The organism is Pseudomonas sp. MS646 (assembly GCF_036693845.1).
Taxonomy (GTDB): Bacteria; Pseudomonadota; Gammaproteobacteria; order Pseudomonadales; family Pseudomonadaceae; genus Aquipseudomonas; species Aquipseudomonas chlororaphis_E.
Map to the genome: position 1 here is coordinate 5,682,834 of NZ_CP144763.1, position 26,463 is coordinate 5,709,296.

Genomic DNA, 26,463 nt, shown 5'->3' on the forward strand with positions numbered 1-26,463 from the left:
TTCGCAATGCCCTGGGCTACAGGGTCTTCATGAACTCGATCAGGGCCCGCTTATCGACGTCCGACAGCTGCGTGCCGTACAGGTGGCCGCCGTTGTGGTTGCCTTCCAGGCGGGTGTCGTACTTGAAGTCCGCCGACGCTTTCATCTGCGCGCCGCTGGTGACGAAGCCGACCTTCTGCGGGTCGTAGATGTCGGAGCCGGTGTAGAACACCTGCGAGCGCTGCTCCGGCGGCAGCAGCAGGTCCCACAAGGTCGGCACCGAGCCGTTGTGCAGGTACGGCGCGCGCAGCCAGATGCCGTCGGTCGGTGTGTTGCTGTAGCTCTGGGTCTTGCGGTAGGCGTTGAAGTCGAACGGTGGTTTCTTGAAGCCGTGGAACGCCGTCACCAGGCCCGTGGTGAAGGAATTCAGACGATGAGGGTCGGTGCCCAACTGGTCGATGTTAGTGGTGACCTGGCCCGTGTCGGTGCGGCCGAAATCATGACAACCGGCGCAGTTCTTCTCCCAGATCGGCTGGCCCTGGGCGACTTTCGCCGAGTCCAGGGCGAACGGCCAGGCCGGCGCCTTGTGGCCCAGCAGCCAGTTGGTCACGCGGTTGAAACTGGGCGGCAGCACCGATTCAGGCGTCGCCCCCACCGCCATCGCCGCGGCGTAGTTGCGCTCATGGATCTTGTTGTTATTGCCGTCCCAATGCAGGTACATCGACTCGCGGGGTTTCTGGTTCCAGACCTGGGGCAGGTCCACGGTGCCGATGGTGGAGTCATCCGGGAAGCCGAACACCACCATCTTGGTCGGGTTGAAGGTGTCGGTGCGCCCCGGCCCCTGGGCGGGACGCAGTTTCTGCCAGGCATAGGCCTGTTTCTGCTTGAGCAGCGCGCTCTTGGCCATCGGGATGATCAGGTAGCGGTTGTACAGCTTCTCGAAGAAGCCCAACTGGAACTTGCCGTTGATCGCGGCCATGACCGCATCCGGGGTGAATTTCGGGTCGCTGGCGCAATCGTAGGCGAACCACTGGAAGGCTTGCAGTTGCAGGGTATTGGCTGGCGCGGCGGCAACCGGCACCGCGACGTCAGAGGCACTGGCCCGGTAGGAGCCGGTGTGGCACAGGGCGCAGTTGGGCTCCACGGTGGGGTAGCCCAGTTGTCGCTTGGCCATGCCGATGGGCAGGTCGTTGCCGTTCTCGTACAGGAAACCGAACACTTCGTAGCCGCCAGGCTTGGGCAGTTTTTCCGGGCACATCTGCGGCAGCACGGCGAACAGGTAGTACGGGATCCGCGCCTCGATGCCCAGGCCGATGGCAGCGTACTTGTAGTGATCCTCGTCGGAGGCGAAGTCCGGCTGCGGCACCTCGCGGATCATCTGGTACCAGGTCTGGTAACCGATGAACCCCAGCACCAGCACCACCACCAACGCACCGGTCTTGAAGCCGGGCCTGTGCCAGCGTCGCGCCCAGCCTTCGCGCCACGCCCGCCAACCGTCACAGAGCAACGCCAACGGACGATTGGCCACCGGGCTGCCCAGGTACAGCAGCCCGCCCAGGATCAGGAACATGCTCAGGTCGCCCATCAGCATCGGTACGAACAGTGGCCCCTGGGCGTTGGTGTTGATCAGGTAGATCCAGAACACCACTGCCACCAGGCGCGAGAGCACGCACAGCCAGGAATTCACCACGAAGCGCGGCGCGGCGAACCCCGACGGCATGTAGAACAGGCTGATACCCACCAGCAACATGCCGGCGTTCTCCAGCCAGGGATCGGACAACACGGGCGGCAGGCCAAGCATGGACGTCAGCAACGCCGGCGCAAACAGCGCCGGGATGGCGAAGCACATGTTCATGACGATCCCGACCCAGATGATGCGTTGGAACCAGCGGATGTAAGTGTTCATGGGCATCCTTTTTCCTTGAGCGTAATCACTAAATGCAGCGCTCTTCAGTGCGCTTTCGCGAGCAAGCCCGCTCCCACAGGAGATCGCGTACCCCTGTGGGAGCGGGCTTGCTCGCGAAGAAGTCGACTCGATCCGACGTCAACCCAACGCAGTCTTCTCCAGGTGTTCGAGGATGATTGGATACACATCCACCACCGCATCCTTGCCGAACATGCAGTCGATATGCCCGTAGCCCGGCACCTCGTGGCGACTGAACAGTTGTGGGCCGTGCAGGTCGCACAGACGCTGGTAGGTCTTGAGGGTGCTTTGCGGCAGGTAGCACTGGTTGTCGGCGCCGCTGATGAAGCAGATCGGCAACTTCAGCCGATCGAAATGCGGCATGTAGACGTCATTGCCCTTGAAGTCCACCAGGTGGCCCTTGCGAACGATCAGCGCCAGGTGCTCGAAGGTGTGCATGTTCGACTCACCGAACAGTTCATGCAGGTTGTCGTGCAGGGTCTCGTTGAGGGTGTCGTGGCGATACAGCGATGCGTACATGAAGGTGATGCGGTGGCAGACCGGATTGGTGCAATAGCCTTGGGCCTCGATCCGCGCATAGCCGTTGAGGGCCTTGTCGTAGAGCTTGTTGAACCAATTCTCCTTGTTGTCAGCGTAGGCCGTCAGGGACTTGATGCCGATGGCGTCGAGCATGCCCGGCAAGTGCAGGCCGGCCTTCAGCCCGGTGGCCGTGGCGACCACCGTGTCGGCGGCGATCTGCGAGCAGACCACCGAGCGCACCCCTTGCAGGCCCGCCAGCAGCGACATGAAGAACGTCGTCGCACCGTAGCAATGCACCACGCACTGCACGTCACGGGCCAGGGTCGCCTGCTGGATCTGCTCGATGGCCGCCTTGAAATCATACTGGGCCACCTGGTCGCCGTTCCATTCGCGCTTGCTGGCCGGCAGCAGGATGCTCACCCGCAGGTCCAGTAGCCAGACGTCATATTCGTGCTTGCACAGGTACTCCAGCAGGTTGGTGTGGATGGTGTCGGTGGAAAAGATGTTCGACCCCACGCCCAGGCCGTGCACCAGCATGACCGGGCCCTTCGTGCCGGCCTGGTAACGGGTCAGGCGCAGCTCGACATTGTCCTCGGTCTGGAAGAAATGCACGGTCGGCGCCGGTGCATCCAGCGGCCGCTTGATACGCGGCGGCGCGTCCGGGTTGAAGTAGACATCGCCGGCAAATACCCCACCGTAGCTCTCCCACAGGATCCCGGCGAAGAACTTGCCGAACCGCGCCAAGGCCTCGACACGCTCACGTTCATTGCGGGCGTTGAGCACCTTCATGGTGGTCATCTGCTTGGCGAAATCGGTCGGCAGGATGTGCATCACCCCCGAGCCGAGCACCGCGCCGGTCTTGTCCGGTCCACGATACAAGGTGACGTACAGCGTGCTGGTGTCGTGCCAGATGTTCAGCACGCCATTGTCCTCGGGCACGGTCTTGAACGCGCTGAAGTAGTAATCGGTGCCGTCCTCGGCGGTTAGCTTCATGTCGTAGTTCATGTGCCGCACGCCAACCTGTTGCTGATACACCTCGAACAGGTTGAACACCCCATTGCTGGCGACCAGCGGCTTGGGCGAGAGCATCGGCGCATCCAGCGTGCCCACCAGCGTCGCGGCGTGTTCAGGCTCCTTGATCAGGCGATTGAGGTCGTCGGCGGTAATGGTCAGGGTGAATTCGATGGGCGAGTTATCGGCCTTGCCGCGCTTGGCCGCCGCTTCGTAGAGCGTCAGGTCGGTGCCCTGGGCCTGGGCGAAGGCGGTGGAAAAATAGCCCTTCATGGTCTCGGTGAATTGCACACCCAGGGTCGGCGCCGCCACCGGTTTGCTCGGGGCCGACGGCAGCGTGTAGTCGATGGTCCACCCCCGATCCGCTGCCAGCAGGCCCATGTTGCGCTCGCTCACCGCCGAAATGGTCAGCAGCGGATTGACCGCCAGGGAGGTCGGGATCACCGCCCCGTCGGCCACGTACAACCCGGGGTAGACATCCGTGCCGCTGGCGCCGCTGAACACCTGGCCCTTGTGGTTGACCACGCCTTGCGTCGCGTCTTCGCCCATCACGCAACCGCCCAGGGGATGGACCGACACGATGCTGTGCCTGAGCAACTTGGTCCAGATCGGGTTCTCGACCCAGATCCCGCCCAGGGCCTTGGTGCTCTGGTGCAGGCGCTCGTTGCCGAGGGTGACGTTCTCCTGCTCGCCGACACCGGGCCAGTCGATGCGCAACTGGTCCTGGCGGTCGAGCACCATGCGCCCCTTGCCGTTGTCATGGCTCATGATCAGGTACGTCTGCATGTTATGCAGCGCGCCGTAGTAAGGCCCGCGCAGGAAGCTCTCGGCCTCGCGCCCCTTGTACTTGAGGCTGGCACCGAAACCGGTGTCGGTGGGCACACCGATCATGCCGGCGAATGCCGCCATGCTCGGCACCATGGCCCGGCCGAGCGCACCGGGGATCGAGCCCTCTTCGATGACCATGCGGCTGCGCCAGTCGCCTTCGGTGCGCATGTCGATGATTGACGTGATGCATGGCCCCACCGGCTCCAGCTCCTTGGCCGAATGAGCGCCGAAGCCGATGCCGTTGATGGTCTGGTCGCAGTTGTGACCGAACCCGAGGATGTCGCCGTTGCCGCTCATGTTCTCGCCCAGCTGACTGGACATCGACAGGCCCTTGTCCCGCGAGCGCAGCATGATTTCAGTCGAGCCCAAGGTCCCGGCGGACACCACCACGATGTCGGCACGCACAAACAGAGTCGGCGCCGAGAACAACTCACGACCACTGTCCAGGTATTGGAAGTGCACGATCCAGCCATCGCCGTCGCGCTCCAGGTGCCGCACCTCCGTCTGGCAGAAAATCTCTGCGCCGTGGTTCCAGGCATCCGGCAGGTAGTTCATCAGGGTGGTGTTCTTGGCCTTGTTGTTACAGCCGGAGACGCAATCGCCGCAGCCGTTGCACGGCAATTGCTCGACCCCGACGTGGTTGAGGTTGTTGGCCAGCTTGTCGAACGTGACGTTGATCGGCGGCTTGTAGAAATGCGCCCCCTGCTTGAGGTAGTCGGCCGACTGCTTGTGGGCGTCGAGCTTGGGCAGGTTCGGCGACGAGTCCGGGTAGGCGTTGGGCTTAAGCATCTCCCGGGCCCGCGCATAACCGTCCTTGAGCAACGTGTCGCGGTGTTCACGCACCGCTTGCGGCCAGCGCAGGTCTTCGAACACCCCGGGCTCGGGCTCCAGCGAAACGTTGGCATTGATCAGCGAAGTGCCGCCCAGGCCGCAGCCCACCACCACGTTCTGCTGGGCGTTGACGTGCAAGTCGAACAGGCCGGTGCGCGAGCCGATGTGGCCGTCCGGGTCGTGCACCTGCAACTCCTCGGTGGCGGCGAGCAGGGTGTTGGGGTACTCGCCGGGCTGTATCTCCCGGCCCCGCTCCAGCAAACATACCTTGCGCCCGGCCCGGGACAGGCGCGAGGCCGCAATGCCACCGCCGTAGCCCGAACCGATGACCACGACGTCGTAGTGCTCCTGGATTTGGCTGATGGGGGTCGAGATCCGTGTCATGTTCAAGTCCTCTCAGGCAGATGGGGCAACTCTGCGGTTGCCTGTAAATCGAAGGCGTGCGAACGCCTGGCCACCGACCCGTAGGGGTTCGAGCGGCAGTCAGCGGTGTGGCGGGGAATCAGTCGGACAACGGCGCGCTATAGCCGCGCGCGCTGATTGGCGGCGCGACGACGGGTCCGTCTAGGTAATGCGCCAAGAAGCGGCGCAACGCACACCGTGGGGGAAAACCGATGCATGCAGGGGAGCGGGCTATCCATCATGCGTTCTCCCTGAACCTGATCTGGATAAAGAAGCGGTGTCCTTGTGCCATGAGTGAAGACAGGTGACCGACCTGCGTCAAGGCAGCCACTTAGAACTGTATGAAATTTGATCTATCGCGATTTGGACTATAGCCGCCGGGCCCTGCGGCCATTCGCAAACAAGTTATCCACATGACCACCCACAGCAAATGGGGACAAGTGAGGATCATCTGGGATCGTCTTGGGATAAAAACACGGGAAAATCGCCTGTTATGCACAGCAAACGCGCCCGTGCATTATCGGTTATTTTTTGATCAAACGTTTGAAAGCCTTGTATTCACTAGCCTGTAGCGGTAAGCAAACACCTTATCCACAGAAGCGCCAACAGTGTTCGGGGATAAATTGACGTTTCTGTGGAAAACCACGGAGACAGCGGTTAACCACGGGTTTTTCCGGTATTTTTCCAATGGCCCAACGGAATTGATCATTTAATGATCAACTGCATGAAAGGCACGATCTGCCTGGCTTGCAGACGATAGCGAACATCTTATCCACAGAAGCACCAACAGAGATTGGGGGCAATTGTGGACACTCATATGCCCAGAGGTAACGGGAAAAGCCAATAAAAACCGTGAGTTAGACTGATCGTTTTTTGATCGAAGGCTGGAAGGGCTTGATTGGCGTGGGGTGTAGCGATGGGCGAACAGGTTATCCACAAGTGGACGCACAGGGATTGTGAGTAAATCACAACGCCATTGACGCAGCCGAGGTGATTGGGAGTACTTCTCAACTAAATACTTTGTCATCGATTAGCTTGAAAGCACTTTGACAAATCAATTGCCGGACCGATAGATGATGTGACCGCGTGTCGACTACCGTCTATAGGGATATAGCAGTGTTCATAAAAAGCCGTCTATTCATCATCGCCCTGACACTGGCCTTGCTTCAACAAATAAGCCTCGCACTCTCAACCTACTTCATTGCCCAAGCGGGTGAGGCGCTAACGCTGCAAACCTACGCATCGATCAAGATGTACATTGTTTATTTCTTTGCCTTCGCGCTACTGGCTTACTTGATCAGTTCAGCAGGTGAATTAGTACGTGTACGGTTACAGAACCAGACATGGAAACATTACACCCTTCAGACATTTTCATTGCTCAGGAAAGACATAAGGCTTTCCTCCAGCAAAAACAGCAAGCTTACGACAAATTGGTTGACCGGCGAAGCCGCAGGCACCATAGAACACGCCGCCGCTTTTTACATTGGAATGGCCTCGACCTACTTCAACATCATTTTCACGCTTATCGTTTTCTACCTGACGCTTGGTCACTTGATATCCAGTGTGCTTCTCGCCTCATTGATGGTCTCAGCCATATTCGTCATGCTCATGAAAACCAAAATAGATGAATATGCAACCCGTCTCCAAAAAACAAAACTTCAAGCATTACTTGAAATCGAGCCGCTCTGGCACAATAGCCACTTCGCGAGCTCGCCTATGTTCAACAACAGAAAACTTCGATACTCGGATCAATCAGAGCATTATTTTAGAACCACCGAAAAATATGTGTTGCTTGAGCAGATGATCGCTTGCCTACCCATCTGCGTAGCGGTGCTCATCATGATAGTCGCCTTGTACCTTCCTGCCGAAGTAACGGCTGTGCCGCTGGGCACCCTGGTTGCTGTATTGCCACGAACACTGCAGTTATTCGGAAGCGTCCATGCACTGAGTATGTATGGCAGTCAGTTCGTCATCGTCAGGCGCAAAGTCAAAAACCTCGTCACATTCACTCAGACGCTTGAGCAACAGAATTTCAACGAGCAGATAAGTGCTCAGAAAATAACCATCAGGGAAATCACCACCCAGCAAAGGTATGCGTTAGCCGAGTTTCAGCAGGCGCTGGTGTGTCAAGCGCTAAAACCAGGACGCTATCTCGTGCAAGGCGACAACGGCTCAGGAAAGTCCTCAGTTCTAAAATGGATCAAGTCCCTTTCTGAAGACGCCGTGCTGATATCTCCCGACATCAGTTTTTCGGAACCCGACGAAAACCTATCGACAGGGCAGCGCCAAATGAAGCAACTATCAGGCTTATTACAGCAGCCCGTTGAGATTTTCCTGCTGGATGAATGGGATGCGAATCTGGACACATTAAACAGGCATATATTAAACGCGCAAATTGACAATATCTCGGCTGAGAAGGTTGTCATTGAAGTGAGACATTCAAATACTGAACACCCTGCAGCGTTTCCGTTGCCCACGACGGAAACCTGATACAAGCGCGCGAAAGCCTGGGGATAAAACCACACAGCACCGTGAGAGCGAACCGGCAAGCGAAAGCGGTATCCCGCGACAACCCTGTCGCCTGACACACAGCCCTCGCGAGCAGGCTCGCACCCACAGGGGAGTAGGTCGTTTCCGCCTTAGCGGACGACCCCTTCCTCAACAAGCAACTTGAGAATCGCCTCGGCGCCCGCTTCCGGGCTGACGCCCTTGAGCACTTGCCCGCCTCCGCCGCTGGCCTTGGCCGTGGCGGCTTTCATGCGGTCGGCGCCGCTCTTGGCCTTGATCACCTTCAGGCGTTTGGGGCGTGGCTTGGCCGGTTGCAGGGTCGCCACCGCCAGCAAGGCGTCATCGACCACTTCGACCTCTTCGGCGTGCAGGGCACCCCGTCGCGCAGGGCCGTAGGCGCTCTGCCGAGGCTTGGGCGCAGCGTTATCCACAGTCGCCAGGAACGGCAGGCGCACTTTCAAGCGGCGCCGTTGCCCGCGAGGCAGGGCTTGCAACACCAGGGCGACGCCGCTGTCGATGGATTCGACCTGGGCCAGCCCGACCACCAGCGGCCAGCCGAGGTTTTCCGCCAGCAGGAATGGCAACATCCCAGAACCTTCGCCGGTTTCCGCCTGGCTGCCGGTGAGCACCACTTGGGCGCCGACATCGCGCAGGTAGTCGGTCAGGGCCGGCAGCGCGTCGGCGCCCTCGGGGTTGTCCAGGACGTGGAGTTCGTCCAGGCCCATGCCCAGGTAGGCGCGCAGGGCCGGCTCAGCCACGTCGCCGGCGTGCAGCACTTGCAGGTCGTTGCCAGCCAATTGCAGGCCCAGCTCCACGGCGCGGGCGTCCTGTTCGGCGCGACGGGGCCGGCCGGAGGTCGGGTGGGCACCGATGGAGACGAGGCTGATCACTTGAGTACTCATGGTTGAATCCTTAGCTTAAGCCGCATCGCGCCTGGCTTCGTTGCGGTAGGCCTCTACCGCCGCGATCAGGGCCTTGAGAATCGCCGCGCTGTCACCAATCACCGACAGGTCCGCCCGCTTGATCATGTCGCAGCCCGGGTCGAGGTTGATCGCTACCACCTTGTCGCAGGCACCGATGCCTTGCAGGTGCTGGATCGCCCCGGAAATTCCCACGGCCACATAGACCCGCGCGGTGACCCAGGTGCCACTGGCGCCCACCTGGCGGTCCCGCGCCATGAAGCCATCGTCCACTGCCACCCGCGAAGCCCCCTCGGTGGCGCCCAGGGCCGCCGCGGTCTGGTGGAAAAGCGCCCAGTCCTTGACCCCGTTGCCGCCGGAGAAAATGAATTCGGCTTCGGCCATCGGAATCGCCCCCGGGTCCACTGCCACCGCGCCCAGGTCTTCGATGCGCGACAGGCTGCGGGCCACGCTTGTGGATAACTCCACCGGCAGCGCTTCATGACGGGTTTCGCTGACCGGTTCGGCGCATTCGGCGGCGGCCAGGATCAAGCGCGCCAAGGGTCGAGCCAGGTCTTGCAGGCCGGCACCGGCGCGGCCGATGCACTCCTCGCCTTTGACCTGCCAGACCCGCGTGGCCGGGCGCTCACCCAGCGCGGCGGCAAAGCGCCGGCCCAGTTCGCCACCGCCACTGCGGCTGTCCGGCAGCAACCAGTGACGAGGGCTGAATTGGTTATCCACAGCCCGCAGGCCCTGCACCCGTTGTTCCGGTGCATAACCATTGAAGGCCTCGCCTTCGAGCACCAGCAAGCGGTCGACGCCCGCCGTGGCGAAGGTGGTTTCCTTGTGCTCGCCAAAGACCACCGCCAGCACCGCGCCGTCGCTGCCGGCCAGTTGATGGGCCAGGCCGAGCAAGTCCCGGTCGTGGGCGCTGAGACGCCCCCCGACCATGTCCGGCACCACGCTGATGTAGAACGCCGGCTGCGCCACCTGATGCAGCGGCAATTGCACTTCAGTGGCCGCGGCGCGCTTGGTCGCGCCGCCCTGCTGGGCACCGCTGCGGTCGATACGCTTGATGCCGTTGGGGCCAATGAAACCCACGCCGTGGACATGCTTGCGGATGATCCCGTTAGGGCCCATCCAGCTGTGTTGCACCGGCTGCATGGCCGCGTGCAGCGGGTGCAGGCGGTTGCGGGCGATCCACTCGGCGCGAGGGTCGCGGCGGATGATGTCGCTCATTAATGCACCTCCGCAGGTTCACGTTTGGCCGGGGCCGCGGTTTTACCCGACGCCACGTCTTCAAGCAGGGCATCGGCCACCAGTTCGGCGATGTCCTTGATCATCGGCCGCGGCTCGACCACGCCTTCCAGCATCGCCGTGCACTGTGGACAACCCACCGCCACCAGTTCGGCACCGGTTTCGCGGATGTCTTCCATGCGCATGTCAGGGATCCGCTGCTTGCCCGGGATGTCGGTGATCGGCGCACCGCCGCCACCGCCGCAGCAACGCGAACGGAAACCCGAACGCTGCATTTCCTTGACCTCGATGCCCAGTGCGCGCAGCACCTGGCGCGGGGCCTCGTACTCGCCGTTGTAGCGCCCCAGGTAGCACGGGTCGTGGTACGTCACGCTGTCACCCTTGTGCTGGCCGAGATTGAGGGCGCCAGCGCCGATGATCTCCGCCAGGTAAGTGCTGTGGTGCTGCACCAGGTAGTTGCCATCGAAGGCACCGTACTCGTTTTTCAGCACGTGGAAGCTGTGAGGGTCGCAAGTGACGATGCGGTTGAAGCTGTATTTGGCCAGGGTCTGGATGTTGCGCTTGGCCAACAGCTGGAACGTCGCTTCGTCACCCAGGCGCCGGGCCACGTCACCGCTGTCGCGTTCTTCAAGGCCGAGCACGGCAAAATCGATCTTCGCCGCCTTGAGCACTTTGACGAACGCACGCAGGGTGCGCTGGTTGCGCATGTCGAAGGCGCCGTCGCCGACCCAGAAGAGCACGTCGGTGGATTTCTTCTCGCTGAGCAGGTTCAGGTTCAGGTCCGCCGCCCAGTTCATCCGCCCGCCCGGGGCGAACCCGCCAGGGTTGTCGGTGGCGATCAGGTTTTCCAGCACCTCGGCGCCCTTGTTCGGGGTGGCGCCTTTTTCCAGGGTCAGGTGCCGGCGCATGTCGACGATGGCATCGACGTGCTCGATCATCATCGGGCATTCCTCGACGCAGGCACGGCAGGTGGTGCACGACCACAGCGTCTCGGCGTCCACCAGGCCATTGACGATCGGCTGGTGCGGATTACCACCGTGCTCACCCACCGGCTTGCCGGGATACGGGCTGCCGGCGAACTTCGCATCGGTGCCGCCGGCCAGGCCAACGACCATGTCCTGGATGAGTTTTTTCGGGTTCAGCGGCTGGCCGGCGGCAAAGGCCGGGCACGCGGCTTCGCATTTACCGCACTGCACGCAGGCGTCGAAGCCAAGCAACTGGTTCCAAGTGAAGTCCTTGGGCTTTTCCACCCCCAACGGTGCCGCCGGGTCAGTCAAGTCCAGCGGTTTCAGGCCGGTGGAACGGCCGCCGCCAAAGCGTTCGGCGCGACGGTGCCAGGCCAGGTGCAGGGCACCGGCGAAGGCGTGCTTCATTGGGCCGCCCCAGGTCATGCCGAAGAACAGCTCCGAGACGCCCCACAACACACCGAGCCCGAGGATCGCCGCCATTACCCAGCCGCCGAAGTTTTCCGGCAGGATGCCCGCCACCGGCAGGGTCACCAGGAAGAACGACACCGAGAATGCCAGCAGGCTCTTCGGCAGGCGCATCCACGGGCCTTTCGACAGCCGTGCCGGCGGGTTGCGACGACGCAGGTAGACGAAGATCGCGCCGACGAACATCACTGCCGTCATCAACAGCAGCGCATAGCCCAGGAAACGGTTATGCAGGCCGAAGCCGTGCACCAGGATCGCCAGCACGATCGACGCCACCGCACCACCGGCCGTGGCGACGTGGGTGTTGGCGATGTATTTGTCCCGCGCCACCACGTGGTGCAGGTCCACCATGTAGCGCTTGGGCATGGCGAAGAGACCGCCGATCAGGTCAACCCTGGACGGTCGTCCCCGGCGCCACATGTTCACCCGCCGCAAGGCGCCAAGGACCGCCAGGCCCAGGGCTGCGAACAGCAGGATGGGAAGAAGGGTGTTCAACATAGGTGTTGCTCCCAAAGACTCCAGGGTCTTGCAGGTCGAGATGCCTTACTCGGTTCCTGTGGGAGCGGGCTTGCCCGCGAATGCAATCTGCCAGTCACATTTGGATTGACTGCTCCACCGCTTTCGCGAGCAAGCCCGCTCCCACAGGGCTATGTGCAAGCCGTTAGAAATCCTTGCACAACCGCAGGGCGTCATAGATGGCGGCGTGTGTATTACGCTGGGCCACGCAGTCGCCGATACGGAACAGCAGGTAGCCATCGCCGCTCTGTTCCAGGCACGGCTGGGGCTTGATCGCGAACAGGGCTTCGACGTCGATCTGGCCCTTGTTGCGCGAACCTTCCTTCAGCGCGTAGTAGATTTCTTCGTCCGGCCGCACGCCGTTCTCTACCACCACCTGGTCCACCACGCGCTCTTCCTTGGCACCGGTGTATTCGTTCTCCAGCACCGCCACCAGCTTGTCGCCTTCGCGGTAGACCTTCTCGAGCATCATGTCCCCGGTCATGATCACTTCCTTGGGGTACATGCTGCGGTAGTAGGTGGGGAACGACGTCCCGCCAATGGCCACGCCCGGCTTGATGTCATCGGTGACGATCTCGACCTGGCTGCCCTTGTCGGCGAGGAAGTCGGCCACCGACATGCCGGTGAACTCGCAGATGGTGTCGTAGACCAACACGTTCTTGCCCGGCGCGACCTTGCCGTCGAGCACGTCCCAACTGCTGACCACCAGCCCTTCGGCGGCGCCCCAGTGCTCGTTCTGCTCCACGTTCGGATGCCCGCCGACGGCCAGCACCACCACGTCCGGACGCAGGTCCATGATGGTCGCCGCGTCAGCCGCCACGCCCAGGCGCAGGTCGACTTTCAGCCGCGCCAGCTCCAGTTGGAACCAGCGGGTGATACCGGCGATCTGGTCCCGCTGCGGGGCTTTCGAGGCGGTGGTGATCTGCCCGCCGATGAATTCCTTCTTCTCGAACAGGGTCACGTCATGGCCACGCTCGGCCGCCACGCGCGCCGCTTCCATGCCCGCGGGGCCTGCACCGACCACCACCACCTTGCGTTTCGGCCCGGTGGACTTCTCGATGATGTGCGGCACGCCCATGTATTCACGGGACGTCGCGGCGTTCTGGATGCACAGCACGTCCAGGCCCTGGTACTGGCGGTCGATGCAATAGTTGGCGCCGACGCACTGCTTGATCTGGTCGACCTGGCCCATCTTGATCTTGGCGATCAGGTGCGGGTCGGCGATGTGGGCACGGGTCATGCCGACCATGTCGACGTAGCCGCCCTCCAGGATCCGCGTGGCCTGGTTCGGGTCCTTGATGTTCTGCGCGTGCAGCACCGGGACCTTGACCACTTCCTTGATACCGGCGGCCAGGTGCAGGAACGGCTCCGGTGGATAACTCATGTTCGGGATAACGTTGGCCAGAGTGTTGTGGGTGTCGCAACCCGAGCCCACGACGCCGATGAAGTCCAGCATGCCGGTGTCGTCGTAGTACTTGGCGATCTGCTTCATGTCCTCGTGGGACAGGCCGTCCGGGTGGAACTCGTCACCGCACAGGCGCATGCCCACGCAGAAGTCGTCGCCCACTTCGGCGCGCACGGCCTTGAGTACTTCCAGGCCGAATTTCATCCGGCCTTCGAAGCTGCCGCCCCACTCGTCGGTACGCTTGTTGACCCGCGGGCTCCAGAATTGGTCGATCATGTGCTGGTGCACGGCCGACAGCTCGACACCGTCCAGGCCACCGGCCTTGGCCCGGCGCGCCGCCTGGGCGTAGTTGCCGATCACCCGCCAGATTTCCTCCGGCTCGATGGTCTTGCAGGTAGCACGGTGCACCGGCTCACGCACGCCGGACGGCGACATCAGGGTCGGCCAGTTGAAGCCGTCCCAACGCGAGCGACGGCCCATGTGGGTAATCTGGATCATGATCTTGGCGCCATGCTTGTGCATGGCGTCGGCCAGGTTCTGGAAGTGCGGGATGATGCGGTCGGTGGACAGGTTCACCGAGCTCCACCATTCCTGCGGGCTGTCGATGGCCACCACCGAGGAGCCACCGCAGATCGCCAGGCCGATGCCGCCCTTGGCCTTCTCTTCGTAATACTTCACGTACCGGTCGGTGGTCATCCCGCCGTCGGTGGCGTAGACCTCGGCGTGAGCGGTGCTGAGCACGCGGTTGCGGATGGTCAGCTTGCCGATCTGGATCGGCTGGAACATTGCTTCAAAAGCCATGGCGCAATCCTCGACTTACAACGGCTTGACGATGAACAGGCCGTCGTCGTGGCCTTCTTCGGAACCGCCGTAGACCTGCTCGGCCACGGTGCGGATCGAACTGCCACGCGCGGCGAGGATCTGGTCCATGGCACCGGCGAACCAGCCAGTGAACATGTAGTCGACCTTGCGCCCGACCTTGCCGTACACATAGACGAACGCCGAGTGTTCGAGCTTGACGCTGGCCGTGCCTTTGTCGAGGTCGATGTCCTGGATCTTGAACAGGCCCCAGCCGCGCTGCGACAGGCGCTTCATGTAGTGCTCGAACACCGCGACGCCTTCCAGGCCGTGGCATTCGGCTTCTTTCTCACACCAGTGCCAGGCGGACTTGTAGCCGGCCTTGTAGAGAATCTCGGCGTAGGCGTCGGCGCCCAGCACTTCCTCGATCCCCATGTGGTTGTTGACGAAGAAGTGACGCGGCACGTAGAGCATCGGCAGGGCGTCGGAGGTCCAGACACCGGTTTCGCTGTCGACTTCGATAGGCAGTTGGGGGGCGATTTTGGCCATTGAAACTTGACTCCGGAAATTCGTGATCATTACTGAGCGAAGCGTTTGCTTTTGCTCTTATAAAAGCTGCGTGAATGCCTTTGGAGCCGTAGCGAGCACGTCGAGAGCAAGGAAGGACCGGAGCGACAAGCGAGACAGTACGCATGTACGGCGAGCTTGGCGCGAGGACCTGACGCAGCTATCGGCGAGCGGAGTAGGCTCCAGAGGTATTCACTCGCCCCAGACGTCTTTCAGGACGTTCACCCAGTTCTCGCCCATGATCTTGCGCACCACCCGCTCGGAGTGACCGCGCTTGAGCAGCGTCTCGGTGAGGTTCGGGAACTCGCCCACGGTGCGGATGCCCAGGGGGTTGATGATCTTGCCGAAGCTGGTCAGACGACGGGCGTAGCCCTTGTCGTGGGTCAGCATCTCGAAGAACGCCTGGTCATGGCCCTGGGTGAAGTCGGTGCCGATGCCGATGGCGTCTTCACCGACGATGTTCATGGTGTATTCGATGGCTTCGGCATAGTCGTCGATGGTCGAGTCGATGCCCTTGGCCAGGAACGGCGCGAACATGGTCACGCCCACGAAGCCACCGTGGTCGGCGATGAACTTCAGCTCTTCATCGGACTTGTTGCGCGGGTGCTCTTTGAGGCCGGACGGCAGGCAGTGGGAGTAGCAGACCGGCTTCTTCGATTCGAGGATGACTTCCTCGGACGTCTTGGAACCGACGTGGGACAGGTCGCACATGACGCCCACCCGGTTCATCTCGGCCACGATCTCGCGACCGAAGCCCGACAGGCCGCCGTCACGCTCGTAGCAGCCGGTGCCCACCAGGTTCTGGGTGTTGTAGCACATCTGTACCACACCGACGCCGAGCTGCTTGAAGATCTCGACATAGCCGAGCTGGTCTTCGAAGGCGTGGGCGTTCTGGAAACCGAAGATGATGCCGGTCTTGCCCTGTTCCTTGGCGCGACGGATGTCGGCGGTGGTCTTCACCGGGATCACCAGGTCGCTGTTCTCGCGGATCAGTTTCTGGCTGGCGACGATGTTGTTGACGGTGGCCTGGAAACCTTCCCACACCGACACGGTGCAGTTGGCTGCGGTCAGGCCGCCCTTGCGCATGTCTTCGAACAGGTCGCGGTTCCACTTGGCAATGATCAGCCCGTCGATAACGATGCTGTCGGCGTGCAATTCGGCTGGGCTCATCAGGCAGTCCCCTTTTTGTCAGCGATTCATGCGCCGAATCGTATGCCGGCGCTTTGGGGCCAGCATATGCCTGAGGGCCGCGGCGACCGGGTGCAAAAACGACAGGGGAATTGCCGAAAGCGTCAATCACCGACATTGGGCCGCGGCAGGCCCACCCTGCCCGTCTGTTCTTTAGCCGACGCTTGCGCCAGAATCCGCGGCATCACTGGCTTTCACCGGACTCGAGCGGCAACGCAATGAAATCAATCTTCCTGGCTTTGGCACTGATCAGCACCGCCGCCCACGCGGCTGAAGACACCGAACAGAACCCCTGCGATGCCGTCGAAAACGACGTCCAGACCCTCGCCTGCTCGGCCTATGGCAAAAACGCCGCCGAACAGTTGCTGAGCGAAAACCTGCAGAGCCTCAACGAGCGCCTGCAAACCCGCTACGCCAGCGACAAGGCCCAACTGAGCGACATCACCGCCAAGATCAAGGCCGCCCAGCAACTGTGGCAAAAACAGCGGGACGCCGACTGCGCCATCGCCGCCTTCCCGGCCAAACCCGGCAGCGAAGCCTACAAGATTGCCGAAAACGACTGCATGGCCCAGGTGAGCGACGATCGGTCGGAGTTTCTGGAGTCGATTGGGCAGGACTGAAAGGCCCGCGTGGAATTGGCGCTGTAAGCTGTACACCCCCCTCGCTCAAAAGGATCGACATGAAAACCTGCGGCATCGAAATCAAAGGCAGCGAAGCGATCATCGCCGTTGCCTCGCTGGATCAACAGGCGTTGACCCACATCGCCCTGAATACCAAGAAAATCGCCCTGGACGACGATGACGAAGCCGCCAACGTCAAGGCCTTCGCCGCGCAGGTACGGGCATTCGTCGCCGAAAACGCTATCGAACGCATCGCCATCAAGAAGCGCAGCAAGAAAGGCGAGTTCGCCGGCGGCCCGACGACGTTCAAGATCGAAGGGGTCTTCCAGTTGCTGGACGGTTGCGACGTGACGCTGCTGTCGCCGCAGACCATCAATGCGCAGAGCAAGAAGCATGACTTCGCTTTGCCGGCGACGCTGAACAAGTATCAGCATGAAGCCTATAAGGCGGCGTGCGCGGCGCTGATGAAGAAGTAACCCCGATCCACCTGACGAAATGCCTGCCCTGTGGCGAGGGAGCTTGCTCCCGCTGGACTGCGCGGCTGGCCAAAAAAACAGGGCCGCTTCGCGCCACGGCGGGAGCAAGCTCCCTCGCCACAATGCGCACCCTAGGTACATGCAGGTTCACTGCCGCTTGCGATACCCCTTCAACCAATCGGCAAACGCTTTGTCCTCCAATGCGTAGCCACCGCGATTGGACTTCCATACCAATTCCTTTTCACGAAGCGCGTCGATGCAGGATTGGATGGTCTGGGTGCCTGGCACGACCTCGCTTCCCATACTCGCAAGCACCTTGCTCACGGCCTCCAGCGTCGCATCCGTAAAGGGCGCAAAGGGTTCGTTGTTTTGCGAGCGCTCGGCCATGACCTGGAGAACGGCGCGTTGGGGCACCGTCAGGGCGTTCCAGGCGCTTTCAAACTCGGTCCAGACACCGGCACGCAGCATTTCGGCGCTGCTGCGCAGCAACTCGCCCAAATGGCTCGCCTCACCCAACTCCAAGGCAATCTCGCCGATGACGGCACGCAACATTTCAGGGCGACGTCCGACCAACTCAAACGCTTGATCGAGCTCGTCGGCATTGAATTGGTTGGTCTGGGCCAGATGCGCGTTCAAATGGGCAGCGTAGGCCTTGGTGAACTCCTTGCCCAACAATGGGAAAGACGTGATACCGGAGCCGTAGAAAGGCTGATTGCGGCTGAGTACCAGATGAGCCAGTTTGTCTCGATTGGACCCCGTAAACACCAGGCGAAGGCCACTGGCATCATCCTCACGGCCCTGGTTGAGCTGGTCACGGGCGGCCTTGAGCGCGAACATCGCATTGACCCCGGCTTCGGTGGTCAGCGCGTGTTGGGCTTCGTCGATCACCAACACCACGGTTTTACCAGCAGCACGATGCAACAACTCCAGCGCCTGGGTCAGCGTTGCGCCGTCAGGCAGTTGCGGCCGGCTGAAATCCCAGGACAGCGTGCGCAAGAAACTGAGTTTGTCGATGCCCATGGACTTGGCAAGCTTACGGATACCCTTTTCATAAGACACCAATGCCGCAGCGATAGCCGAGGCAATCAGATCGGCAGGGTCCTTCTCCTTGTTGGCCCATAGATCGACGTAGACCGCCAGCCAGCCACGGGTTTCGCATTCGGGAATCAAGTCTTCACGCAAGAAGGTGCTTTTTCCGGTGCGTCTAGGCGCCGCCAGGAACAGGCCAGAGGTGTAGTCCTGAATCCCAGCCCCCACCAGCCCATCGACAATGCTGCGGGCCAGATCGGGGCGCCGGAAGACAAAACCAGTGGGCTTGGACATGGTTTTATACTCATTTATGGCGACAGGTATAATTTATAGTCGCGAGTATAATTGAGTATAAAAACCTGTCAAACCACCTCCCGCCCATCCCCCTGCCGTCGCCGATCCTCCCGCGGGCAGCGTTCGAACCGGGCCCGGTAGCTGCGGGTAAAGTACGACGGTGATTCAAACCCGCAGGCGATGCTCACTTCCAGCACGCTCATATCAGTCTGGCGCAGCAGTTGCCGGGCCTTCTCCAGGCGCAGGCGCAGGTAGAAGTTGCTCGGGGTGTCGTTCAGGTGCAGGCGGAACAGGCGTTCGAGCTGGCGTCGCGTCACGCTGATCGATTGCGCCAGCGCCAGGGTACTCAAGGGCGGTTCGCTGTGGGTTTCCATCTCCCCGATGACCTGCACCAGTTTCTTGTTGCGAATGCCGTAGCGGCTGGCGATTTCCATGCGCTGGTGGTCTTTGCGCGGACGGATGCGACCGAGCACGAACTGCTCGCTTACCTGGATCGCCAGTGCCGCGCCGTGGGCCTGGCCGATCAGGTCGAGCATCAGGTCAATCGAAGCGGTGCCGCCCGCGCAGGTGATGCGGCGGCGGTCGATCTCGAACAGTTCCTGGGTCACGCCAAGGTGAGGATAAGACTCCTTGAACGCCTCGATCGCCTCCCAGTGTAAGGTCACCCGATGCCCGTCCAGCAACCCCGCCTCGGCGAGCACCACGCTGCCGGTGTCGATACCGCCCAGGGTCACGCCGTCCTTGTCCAGGCGATGCAGCCAGCGCTCCAGTGCCGGCGTGGAGAACTTCAGCGGCTCGAACCCCGCTACCACCCAGAGGGTCACGCCTTTCTTCAGGGGTTCCAGTGCCGCATCGGCGTTGACCGACATGCCATTGCTCGCCAGCACCGGCCCGCCATCGACACTCAATACGTGCCAGCGGTACAGCCCGCCGCGAAAGCGATTGGCCACCCGCAGTGGCTCGATGGCCGAAATGAAACCGATGGCCGAGAAACCCGGCATCAACAAAAAGTAGAAATCCTGGGACATGGCGCGCACTCGGTTGGCGGGTAGCGTGGCACCTTGATACGCCACAGGTCGCCGCAGTGCAAGAGCACGTCGCCGCAGGGCGCTTTGCGCAGCGTCTGGCTACGTAACGTGGCATCACCGGCGCACAGACGCCGGACCCCATAACAATAAGCTGCCGAGGACCCGCCATGAAACGATTGATCAGCTCCTGCGTTCTTGCTCTCAGCGGTACCGTTTTGCTCAGCTCAGCCACCTTTGCCGCCGAGCCTGCCGCATGCCAGAACGTGCGCCTGGGCGTGGTCAACTGGACCGATGTCATCGCCACCAGTGCCCTGACCCAAGTGATGCTCGATGGCCTCGGCTACAAGACCAAACAGACCAGCGCCTCCCAGCAGATTATCTTCGCCGGCATCCGCGACCAGCGCCTGGACCTGTTCCTGGGTTACTGGAACCCGCTGATGACCCAGACGATCACCCCGTTCGTCGAGGCCAAGCAGGTGAAAGTCCTGGAGCAGCCCAGCCTCAAGGATGCCCGCGCCACCCTCGCCGTGCCGACCTACCTGGCCGACAAGGGCCTGAAGACGTTCGCCGACATCGCCAGGTTTGAAAAAGAGCTGGGCGGCAAGATCTACGGCATCGAGCCCGGCTCCGGCGCCAACACCCAGATCAAGGCGATGATCGCCAAGAACCAGTTCGGCCTGGGCAAATTCCAACTGGTGGAATCCAGCGAGGCCGGCATGCTCGCCGCCGTGGACCGCGCGGTGCGGCGCAAGGAAGCCGTGGTGTTCTTCGGCTGGGCGCCGCACCCGATGAACGTCAACGTGCAGATGACCTACCTTACCGGCAGCGAAGACGCGCTCGGCCCGAACGAAGGCATGGCCACCGTGTGGACCGTCACCGCGCCGAACTACGCCGAGCAATGCCCGAACGTCAGCCGCCTGCTGAGCAACCTGACGTTCACCGCCGAAGACGAAAGCCGGATGATGCAGCCGCTGCTCGACCACAAGGACCCGCTCGAATCGGCCCGGCAATGGCTCAAGGACCATCCGCAAGACAAGCAGCGTTGGCTCGAAGGCGTCACCACCTTCGATGGCAAACCGGCCGCCGACAACCTGCAACTGACCACCAACTGACCCACGCCATCGTTCTGCGCAGCGCCGCCGGCCTGCGCAGTGATTCACCTCGCCTGAAGGAAGCCGCACCATGAACCACGACGTCATCATCACCTGCGCACTCACCGGTGCTGGCGACACCACCGCCAAGAGCCCCCACGTACCGGTGACCCCGAAACAGATCGCCGAGGCGGCCGTCGAGGCGGCCAAGGCCGGCGCCACGGTGGTCCATTGCCACGTGCGCGACCCGCAGACCGGCAAGTTCAGCCGCGACGTGGCGCTGTACCGCGAAGTGATGGAGCGCATCCGCGAGGCGGACGTGGACATCATCGTCAACCTCACCGCGGGCATGGGCGGCGACCTGGAGATCGGGGCCGGCGAGCGGCCGATGGAATTCGGCCCCAACACCGACCTGGTGGGCCCGCTGACCCGCCTGGCCCACGTCGAAGAGCTGCTGCCGGAAATCTGCACGCTCGATTGCGGCACCCTGAACTTCGGTGACGGCGACACCATTTACGTCTCCACCCCGGCGCAACTGCGAGCCGGGGCCAAGCGCATCACTGAACTGGGGGTCAAGGCCGAGTTGGAAATCTTCGACACCGGCCACCTGTGGTTCGCCAAGCAACTGATCAAGGAAGGCCTGCTGGACAACCCGTTGTTCCAGCTTTGCCTGGGCATTCCCTGGGGGGCGCCCGCCGACACCACCACCATGAAGGCGATGGTCGACAACCTGCCGGCGGACGCCGTATGGGCCGGCTTCGGCATCGGCCGCATGCAGATGCCGATGGCCGCCCAAGCCGTGCTGCTGGGGGGCAACGTGCGGGTCGGGCTGGAAGACAACCTCTGGCTGGACAAAGGCGTGCTCGCCACCAATGGTCAACTGGTGGAACGCGCCGGGGAAATTCTCACTCGCCTCGGCGCCCGCGTCCTGACCCCGGCCGAGGGCCGCAGGAAGATGGGCCTGACCCCGCGCGGCTGACCCGAGCTTATGCACAACCCTGTGGGAGCGAGCTTGCTCGCGATAGCGGTACAACAGCTATCGATGTGCCGACTGATATTCAGCCATCGCGAGCAAGCTCGCTCCCACAGGTGGCCCTCAACAACTTCAGGAAATCACCATGAGCTTTATCACCGACATCAAAACCTTCGCCGCCCTGGGCAGCGGAGTCATCGGCAGCGGCTGGGTCAGCCGAGCCCTGGCCCACGGGCTGGACGTCGTGGCCTGGGACCCGGCGCCCGGGGCTGAAGCGGCGTTGCGCAAGCGCGTCGCCAGTGCTTGGGGTGCGCTGGAGAAACAAGGCCTGGCGCCGGGTGCATCCCAGGATCGGCTGCGCTTTGTCGCCACCGTCGAGGAATGCGTGCGCGACGCCGACTTCATCCAGGAAAGCGCTCCCGAGCGCCTGGAGCTGAAACTCGACCTGCACAGCCGCATCAGCGCCGCCGCCAAGCCCGACGCACTGATCGGCTCCAGCACGTCGGGGTTGCTGCCCAGCGAGTTCTACGAGGGCGCCACTCACCCGGAACGTTGCGTGGTCGGGCATCCGTTCAACCCGGTCTACCTGCTGCCGCTGGTGGAAGTGGTGGGCGGCCGGAACACCGCGCCGGAAGCGGTGCAGGCAGCGATACAGGTGTACACGTCCCTGGGCATGCGACCGCTGCACGTGCGCAAGGAAGTGCCCGGCTTCATCGCCGACCGGCTGCTCGAAGCGCTGTGGCGCGAAGCCCTGCACCTGGTCAACGACGGCGTGGCGACCACCGGCGAAATCGACGACGCCATCCGCTTCGGTGCCGGCTTGCGCTGGTCGCTCATGGGCACGTTTTTAACCTACACCCTGGCTGGCGGCGACGCCGGGATGCGTCACTTCATGAACCAGTTCGGCCCGGCGCTGCAACTGCCGTGGACCTACCTGCCGGCGCCGGAACTGACCGAGAAGCTGATCGACGACGTGGTCGAGGGCACGAGCGCGCAACTGGGCAACCACAGCATCTCGGCTCTGGAACGTTATCGCGATGACTGTCTGCTGGCGGTGCTGGAGGCGGTGAAGACCACCAAAGCGAAACATGGGATGGCGTTTACTGACTGAACGCGATCCCTGTGGCGAGGGAGCTTGCTCCCGCTCGGCCGCGAAGCGGTCGCCAATCAGCAGACGCGGTGTTTCTGAAACACCGCGATATCAGGTTTTGGGGGGCTCCGCCCCCAGCGGGAGCAAGCTCCCTCGCCACACACGTGTACACCTGCACCCATCTGTGGAGTTTTGCCATGCCCACCCTCACCACCTACCAAACCCACATCCGCCCCGAATGGGTCGACTACAACGGCCACTTGCGCGATGCCTACTACCTGCTGATTTTCAGCTACGCCACCGACGTGCTGATGGACAGGCTCGGCATGGACAGCCAGAACCGCGACGCCAGCGGCCACTCACTGTTCACCCTCGAACTGCACCTCAACTACCTGCACGAAGTGAAGGTCGACGCCAACGTCGAGGTGCATACGCAAATCATCGGCCATGACGCCAAGCGCCTGCATATCTATCACAGCCTGCACCTGGCCGGCGGTGACAAGGCGCTGGCGGGCAATGAGCAGATGCTATTGCACGTCAACTTGGCCGGCCCACGCTCGGCGCCCTTCCCGGAACAGACCCTGGGCAAACTCCGGGCTCTGCTGGATGAACAATCCGACCTGCCGCCCCCAGACTGCATCGGCCGGGTCATCGCCTTGCCGCCCGCCCGCTAGACGTCGAACAGGAGCCGTCATGAAAACCGCCGCCGCTTTTGCCGATTTTCGCAGCTACCCGCTGGTGTGCGCACTGGACACCGTGAAGCCTCTGGCCGATCAGGTGCTGGTCACCTGGGCCGACGGCCGGGTCAGCCCATTCCATCATCAGTGGTTGCGGGACAACTGCCCGTGCCCCCAATGCGTCTACAGTGTTACCCGCGAGCAGGTGCTGGAGATCGTCGACGTGCCTGAAGACCTGGCACCCGACACGACCTGGCTCGACGACGAAGGCTGCCTGTGCGTGGACTGGCAGGACGGCCATCAGAGCCGCTTCGACCCCGGCTGGTTGCGCGCCCACGCCTACGATGGGCCGTCCAGGACCGAGCGCCTGGCGAGCAAGCCCCAGCACCGGCTGTGGCAACACGACCTGCCCTTGCCGGTGTTCGACTACCAGGCGGTGGTGGAAGACGCCGACGCGTTGCTGCAATGGTTGCTGGCGGTACGGGACATCGGCCTGACCCAGGTGCGCGGCGTGCCCACCGAGCCCGGCTCGCTGCAACGGCTTGCCCAGCGGATCTCGTTCATCCGCGAAAGCAACTTCGGCGTGCTGTTCAATGTGCAATCCAAGGCCGACGCCGACAGCAACGCCTACACCGCCTTCAACCTGCCGCTGCACAGCGACCTGCCGACCCGTGAATTGCAACCGGGCCTGCAGTTCCTGCATTGCCTGGTCAATGACGCCCAGGGTGGCGAAAGCATCTTCGTCGATGGTTTTGCGGTGGCCGAGGCCCTGCGCCAGGAAGCCCCCGACGACTTCGAGGCGTTGTGCCGCATACCGGTGGAATTTCGCAACAAGGACCGCCACAGCGACTACCGCTGCCTGGCACCGATCATCGCCCTGGATGCCCTCGGGCACGTGGCGGAAATCCGTATGGCGAACTTTCTGCGGGGGCCGTTCGACACCTCGGCCGAACAGATGCCCGGGCTTTACCGCGCCTATCGGCGCTTGATCGCCCTGACCCGCGAGCCGCGGTTGCGCCTGGTCCGGCGGCTCGAACCCGGCCAGCTCTGGTGCTTCGACAACCGTCGCACCCTCCACGCCCGCAACGCGTTCGACCCGGCCACCGGGGCCCGGCATTTCCAGGGCTGCTACGTGGACCGGGATGAGTTGTTGTCGCGCATCCGGGTGTTGCAGCGCTAGCGCGCGATGCGGCCTGTCCAACACCCCATCACGCCTGATTCACACAGGCAAAAAAATCCCCGATCAAGCCGTGACAGGATCGGGGCAGGTGCGTTACTGGAGGAGCCGTCGCGCGAGGGTGACCAAACCATCGTGATTCAGCTTGGAGCTCAGTGTGCCCAGTCCCGATCCGGCTCAATTAGCCGAAAACGACACGCTCATAGCCATCCGGGCCATTGCGACAATTTGCCCTTGCCGCCATTCCGGGTGGCTACCAGAATCGAGTCACGACCCCACTCCCGGAACAAGGAAAAAGCGTCATGATGCACGCCGATTTGATCGACCAGGAAGACCTGTTGGGCCAGCTCAAGGCCCTGGGGCTCCAGATACCCAGCGGTGCCACCGCCGAACAGGCGTGCGAGTGCGCCGTGCGAGGCCTGGACAGGGAACGCGCCAATGAATTGCGACGGATGGTCAAGGACATGTACACCAGCAGCGCAACCATCCTGCCAGCGGTGCGCCAGGCCATCGACAAGCAGCTGTTGCCGGCGCTGACGGAGTATCAGCAAAACCACAGCGCCTGACCCGTGCGAGGGAGCTCGCTCCCTCGCCACAAAAGCCCTCGGCTCAGAGCCTTACGCTGGCAAACGTCGACTCGTTGCGCGCCTGGCTCAGCGCCGACAGCGGACCGGACAGCGGCGACAGGACCAGGGCCTGCGGCAACGGCATCATCGCCACCTGCTGCGTGGTGTTGGAACCGACGCGCTCGTCGCGCGGTGGAATGCCGAAGTATTCGCGGTAGCACTTGGAGAAGTGCGGCGTGGAGACGAAGCCACACACCGACGCCACTTCGATGATCGACATCGGCGTCTGCTTGAGCAGTTGCCGTGCACGAATCAGCCGCAGCTTGAGGTAGTAGCGCGACGGCGAGCAGTGCAGGTACTTCTGGAACAACCGCTCCAACTGGCGCCGGGACACGGCGACATACACCGCCAGTTCATCCAGGTCGATCGGCTCTTCGAGATTGGCTTCCATCAGCGCGACGATTTCCTGCAACTTCGGCTGGTTGGTGCCGAGCATGTGCTTGAGCGGCACACGCTGGTGATCCTGCTCGTTGCGGATGCGCTCATAGACGAACATTTCCGAGATCGCCGCCGACAGTTCGCGACCGTGATCGCGGCTGATCAAGTGCAGCATCATGTCCAACGGCGCAGTGCCGCCGGAGCTGGTGAAACGGTTGCGGTCGAGGGTGAACAGCCGGGTGCTCATCGAGACCCGCGGGAAGGCTTCCTGCATCGCGGCCAGGCATTCCCAGTGCACGCTGCAATCGAAACCGTCCAGCAGGCCGGCGCAGGCCAGGGCCCAACTGCCGGTGCAGACGGCACCGAGGCGTCGGGATTGACGGGCCTGGCCTTGCAGCCATGACACGTGTTCGCGGGTCACGGTGCGCTGGATGCCGATGCCGCCACAGACGATGACGGTGTCCAGCGGTGGTGCCTTGTGCATCGAGGCGTCCGGGGTGATCTGCAGGCCGTCACTGGCCCAGACTTGCCCGCCATCGACGGTGAGGGTGGTCCAGCGATACAGCTCGCGACCGGACAACTGGTTGGCCATGCGCAGCGGTTCTACCGCGGACGCCAGGGAAATCAGCGTGAAATTGTCCAGCAGCAAAAAGCCGATGGATTGAGGCGCACGGTTCTGGGGTTGGGCCCCGGAGTTGGACGTCGTCATCGCGGTATCTCCTCACACAAAGCGGGTGACGGCCTCAGGCGGAGGCTCTTGTTATGGCCATCGTTCTCTGGCGAGAGACGGGCTTTATCGGGGTAGAGCAAATGCCGTGCCTAAAATTGAATGTGTATTCAATAAATCCTGAAAACGACATCGCAACCCGTCTACACAGGGCACGCGTTCGGCATGGGTTACAGGCGCCATCAGTGGCGACAAGCGGCTGTCACAGCGAG

The 26,463-nt window shown here is 62.3% G+C and carries 20 protein-coding genes; 9 read left to right on the forward strand and 11 right to left on the reverse strand.

Annotation, left to right across the window (positions count from 1 at the left end; all coding sequences use genetic code 11):
• Positions 1-16: 16 nt before the first annotated feature.
• Positions 17-1,885, reverse strand: coding sequence for a hypothetical protein (locus V3H56_RS25185; RefSeq protein ID WP_338473981.1), 1,869 nt, complete (start codon positions 1,883-1,885; stop codon positions 17-19).
• 138 nt (positions 1,886-2,023) lie between these two features.
• Positions 2,024-5,476 (reverse strand): alpha/beta fold hydrolase, encoded by a 3,453-nt coding sequence (locus tag V3H56_RS25190; RefSeq protein ID WP_047735905.1) that lies wholly within the window; start codon positions 5,474-5,476, stop codon positions 2,024-2,026.
• A 1,104-nt stretch (positions 5,477-6,580) separates the two neighbouring features.
• Here V3H56_RS25190 and V3H56_RS25195 point away from each other — a divergent pair.
• Positions 6,581-7,984 carry a hypothetical protein gene (locus V3H56_RS25195; RefSeq protein ID WP_052497384.1) on the forward strand — a complete coding sequence of 468 codons (1,404 nt, stop codon included), beginning with the start codon at positions 6,581-6,583 and terminating at the stop codon, positions 7,982-7,984.
• A 149-nt stretch (positions 7,985-8,133) separates the two neighbouring features.
• Here V3H56_RS25195 and V3H56_RS25200 read toward each other — a convergent pair whose 3' ends face one another.
• The 6 genes from V3H56_RS25200 to V3H56_RS25225 all read right to left on the reverse strand — a co-directional run bounded on the left by V3H56_RS25200 (position 8,134) and on the right by V3H56_RS25225 (position 16,047).
• Entirely contained in the window at positions 8,134-8,904 is a 771-nt protein-coding gene (locus tag V3H56_RS25200) for an electron transfer flavoprotein subunit beta (RefSeq protein ID WP_047735904.1), read from the reverse strand.
• A gap of 15 nt (positions 8,905-8,919) precedes the next feature.
• Positions 8,920-10,140, reverse strand: a complete 1,221-nt coding sequence (locus V3H56_RS25205) for an electron transfer flavoprotein subunit alpha/FixB family protein (protein WP_047735903.1) — start codon at positions 10,138-10,140, stop codon at positions 8,920-8,922.
• Complete coding sequence (dgcB, locus tag V3H56_RS25210) at positions 10,140-12,089, reverse strand: dimethylglycine demethylation protein DgcB (RefSeq protein ID WP_047735902.1); 1,950 nt, start codon at positions 12,087-12,089, stop codon at positions 10,140-10,142. Before dgcB ends, V3H56_RS25205 begins: the two co-directional genes overlap by 1 nt.
• 163 nt (positions 12,090-12,252) lie before the next feature.
• The gene (dgcA, locus tag V3H56_RS25215; protein ID WP_042732529.1) at positions 12,253-14,313 is read right to left on the reverse strand and encodes a dimethylglycine demethylation protein DgcA; all 2,061 of its coding nucleotides are present in this window, start codon (positions 14,311-14,313) and stop codon (positions 12,253-12,255) included.
• A 15-nt stretch (positions 14,314-14,328) separates the two neighbouring features.
• Complete coding sequence (locus V3H56_RS25220) at positions 14,329-14,859, reverse strand: DUF5943 domain-containing protein (RefSeq protein ID WP_030139308.1); 531 nt, start codon at positions 14,857-14,859, stop codon at positions 14,329-14,331.
• A gap of 210 nt (positions 14,860-15,069) precedes the next feature.
• A complete protein-coding gene (locus V3H56_RS25225) occupies positions 15,070-16,047 on the reverse strand; it encodes a dipeptidase (RefSeq protein WP_042732528.1) in 978 nt (325 codons plus the stop codon).
• A 236-nt stretch (positions 16,048-16,283) separates the two neighbouring features.
• Here V3H56_RS25225 and V3H56_RS25230 point away from each other — a divergent pair, with 236 nt between their 5' ends.
• Both V3H56_RS25230 and V3H56_RS25235 read left to right on the forward strand, forming a co-directional pair.
• The gene (locus tag V3H56_RS25230) at positions 16,284-16,685 is read left to right on the forward strand and encodes a lysozyme inhibitor LprI family protein (protein ID WP_042732527.1); all 402 of its coding nucleotides are present in this window, start codon (positions 16,284-16,286) and stop codon (positions 16,683-16,685) included.
• A 59-nt stretch (positions 16,686-16,744) separates the two neighbouring features.
• Positions 16,745-17,161, forward strand: coding sequence for a DUF3010 family protein (locus tag V3H56_RS25235; protein ID WP_047735901.1), 417 nt, complete (start codon positions 16,745-16,747; stop codon positions 17,159-17,161).
• 147 nt (positions 17,162-17,308) lie between these two features.
• Here the strand turns inward: V3H56_RS25235 and V3H56_RS25240 are convergent, their stop codons facing one another.
• Complete coding sequence (locus V3H56_RS25240) at positions 17,309-18,484, reverse strand: AAA family ATPase (RefSeq protein WP_338473982.1); 1,176 nt, start codon at positions 18,482-18,484, stop codon at positions 17,309-17,311.
• 68 nt (positions 18,485-18,552) lie between these two features.
• A complete protein-coding gene (locus V3H56_RS25245; protein ID WP_338473983.1) occupies positions 18,553-19,512 on the reverse strand; it encodes a GlxA family transcriptional regulator in 960 nt (319 codons plus the stop codon).
• Between the two features lie 167 nt (positions 19,513-19,679).
• On the opposite strand from V3H56_RS25245, the gene V3H56_RS25250 reads away from it, so the two are divergent.
• The 6 genes from V3H56_RS25250 to V3H56_RS25275 all read left to right on the forward strand — a co-directional run bounded on the left by V3H56_RS25250 (position 19,680) and on the right by V3H56_RS25275 (position 25,086).
• Entirely contained in the window at positions 19,680-20,624 is a 945-nt protein-coding gene (locus V3H56_RS25250) for a choline ABC transporter substrate-binding protein (RefSeq protein ID WP_042732674.1), read from the forward strand.
• Positions 20,625-20,694: 70 nt separating this feature from the next.
• On the forward strand, positions 20,695-21,582 hold the full coding sequence (locus V3H56_RS25255) for a 3-keto-5-aminohexanoate cleavage protein (protein ID WP_042732673.1): 888 nt from the start codon (positions 20,695-20,697) through the stop codon (positions 21,580-21,582).
• A gap of 139 nt (positions 21,583-21,721) precedes the next feature.
• A complete protein-coding gene (locus V3H56_RS25260; protein WP_338473984.1) occupies positions 21,722-22,687 on the forward strand; it encodes an L-carnitine dehydrogenase in 966 nt (321 codons plus the stop codon).
• Between the two features lie 176 nt (positions 22,688-22,863).
• Positions 22,864-23,340, forward strand: coding sequence for a thioesterase family protein (locus tag V3H56_RS25265; RefSeq protein ID WP_338473985.1), 477 nt, complete (start codon positions 22,864-22,866; stop codon positions 23,338-23,340).
• A gap of 19 nt (positions 23,341-23,359) precedes the next feature.
• Positions 23,360-24,523, forward strand: coding sequence for a gamma-butyrobetaine dioxygenase (locus tag V3H56_RS25270; protein WP_338473986.1), 1,164 nt, complete (start codon positions 23,360-23,362; stop codon positions 24,521-24,523).
• 299 nt (positions 24,524-24,822) lie between these two features.
• Positions 24,823-25,086, forward strand: a complete 264-nt coding sequence (locus V3H56_RS25275) for a hypothetical protein (protein ID WP_042731608.1) — start codon at positions 24,823-24,825, stop codon at positions 25,084-25,086.
• A 43-nt stretch (positions 25,087-25,129) separates the two neighbouring features.
• Here V3H56_RS25275 and V3H56_RS25280 read toward each other — a convergent pair whose 3' ends face one another.
• The gene (locus tag V3H56_RS25280) at positions 25,130-26,233 is read right to left on the reverse strand and encodes a GlxA family transcriptional regulator (protein WP_042731607.1); all 1,104 of its coding nucleotides are present in this window, start codon (positions 26,231-26,233) and stop codon (positions 25,130-25,132) included.
• Positions 26,234-26,463: the final 230 nt, after the last annotated feature.

Excerpts from the sequence above, each read along its gene's own strand:
- V3H56_RS25185 (WP_338473981.1), bottom strand. The coding sequence starts at position 1,885 with ATGAACACTTACATCCGCTGGTTCCAACGCATCATCTGGGTCGGGATC.
- V3H56_RS25190 (WP_047735905.1), bottom strand. The coding sequence starts at position 5,476 with ATGACACGGATCTCGACCCCCATCAGCCAAATCCAGGAGCACTACGAC.
- V3H56_RS25200 (WP_047735904.1), bottom strand. The coding sequence starts at position 8,904 with ATGAGTACTCAAGTGATCAGCCTCGTCTCCATCGGTGCCCACCCGACC.
- V3H56_RS25205 (WP_047735903.1), bottom strand. The coding sequence starts at position 10,140 with ATGAGCGACATCATCCGCCGCGACCCTCGCGCCGAGTGGATCGCCCGC.
- dgcB (WP_047735902.1), bottom strand. The coding sequence starts at position 12,089 with ATGTTGAACACCCTTCTTCCCATCCTGCTGTTCGCAGCCCTGGGCCTG.
- dgcA (WP_042732529.1), bottom strand. The coding sequence starts at position 14,313 with ATGGCTTTTGAAGCAATGTTCCAGCCGATCCAGATCGGCAAGCTGACC.
- V3H56_RS25220 (WP_030139308.1), bottom strand. The coding sequence starts at position 14,859 with ATGGCCAAAATCGCCCCCCAACTGCCTATCGAAGTCGACAGCGAAACC.
- V3H56_RS25225 (WP_042732528.1), bottom strand. The coding sequence starts at position 16,047 with ATGAGCCCAGCCGAATTGCACGCCGACAGCATCGTTATCGACGGGCTG.
- V3H56_RS25230 (WP_042732527.1), top strand. The coding sequence starts at position 16,284 with ATGAAATCAATCTTCCTGGCTTTGGCACTGATCAGCACCGCCGCCCAC.
- V3H56_RS25235 (WP_047735901.1), top strand. The coding sequence starts at position 16,745 with ATGAAAACCTGCGGCATCGAAATCAAAGGCAGCGAAGCGATCATCGCC.
- V3H56_RS25240 (WP_338473982.1), bottom strand. The coding sequence starts at position 18,484 with ATGTCCAAGCCCACTGGTTTTGTCTTCCGGCGCCCCGATCTGGCCCGC.
- V3H56_RS25245 (WP_338473983.1), bottom strand. The coding sequence starts at position 19,512 with ATGTCCCAGGATTTCTACTTTTTGTTGATGCCGGGTTTCTCGGCCATC.
- V3H56_RS25250 (WP_042732674.1), top strand. The coding sequence starts at position 19,680 with ATGAAACGATTGATCAGCTCCTGCGTTCTTGCTCTCAGCGGTACCGTT.
- V3H56_RS25255 (WP_042732673.1), top strand. The coding sequence starts at position 20,695 with ATGAACCACGACGTCATCATCACCTGCGCACTCACCGGTGCTGGCGAC.
- V3H56_RS25260 (WP_338473984.1), top strand. The coding sequence starts at position 21,722 with ATGAGCTTTATCACCGACATCAAAACCTTCGCCGCCCTGGGCAGCGGA.
- V3H56_RS25265 (WP_338473985.1), top strand. The coding sequence starts at position 22,864 with ATGCCCACCCTCACCACCTACCAAACCCACATCCGCCCCGAATGGGTC.
- V3H56_RS25270 (WP_338473986.1), top strand. The coding sequence starts at position 23,360 with ATGAAAACCGCCGCCGCTTTTGCCGATTTTCGCAGCTACCCGCTGGTG.
- V3H56_RS25275 (WP_042731608.1), top strand. The coding sequence starts at position 24,823 with ATGATGCACGCCGATTTGATCGACCAGGAAGACCTGTTGGGCCAGCTC.
- V3H56_RS25280 (WP_042731607.1), bottom strand. The coding sequence starts at position 26,233 with ATGACGACGTCCAACTCCGGGGCCCAACCCCAGAACCGTGCGCCTCAA.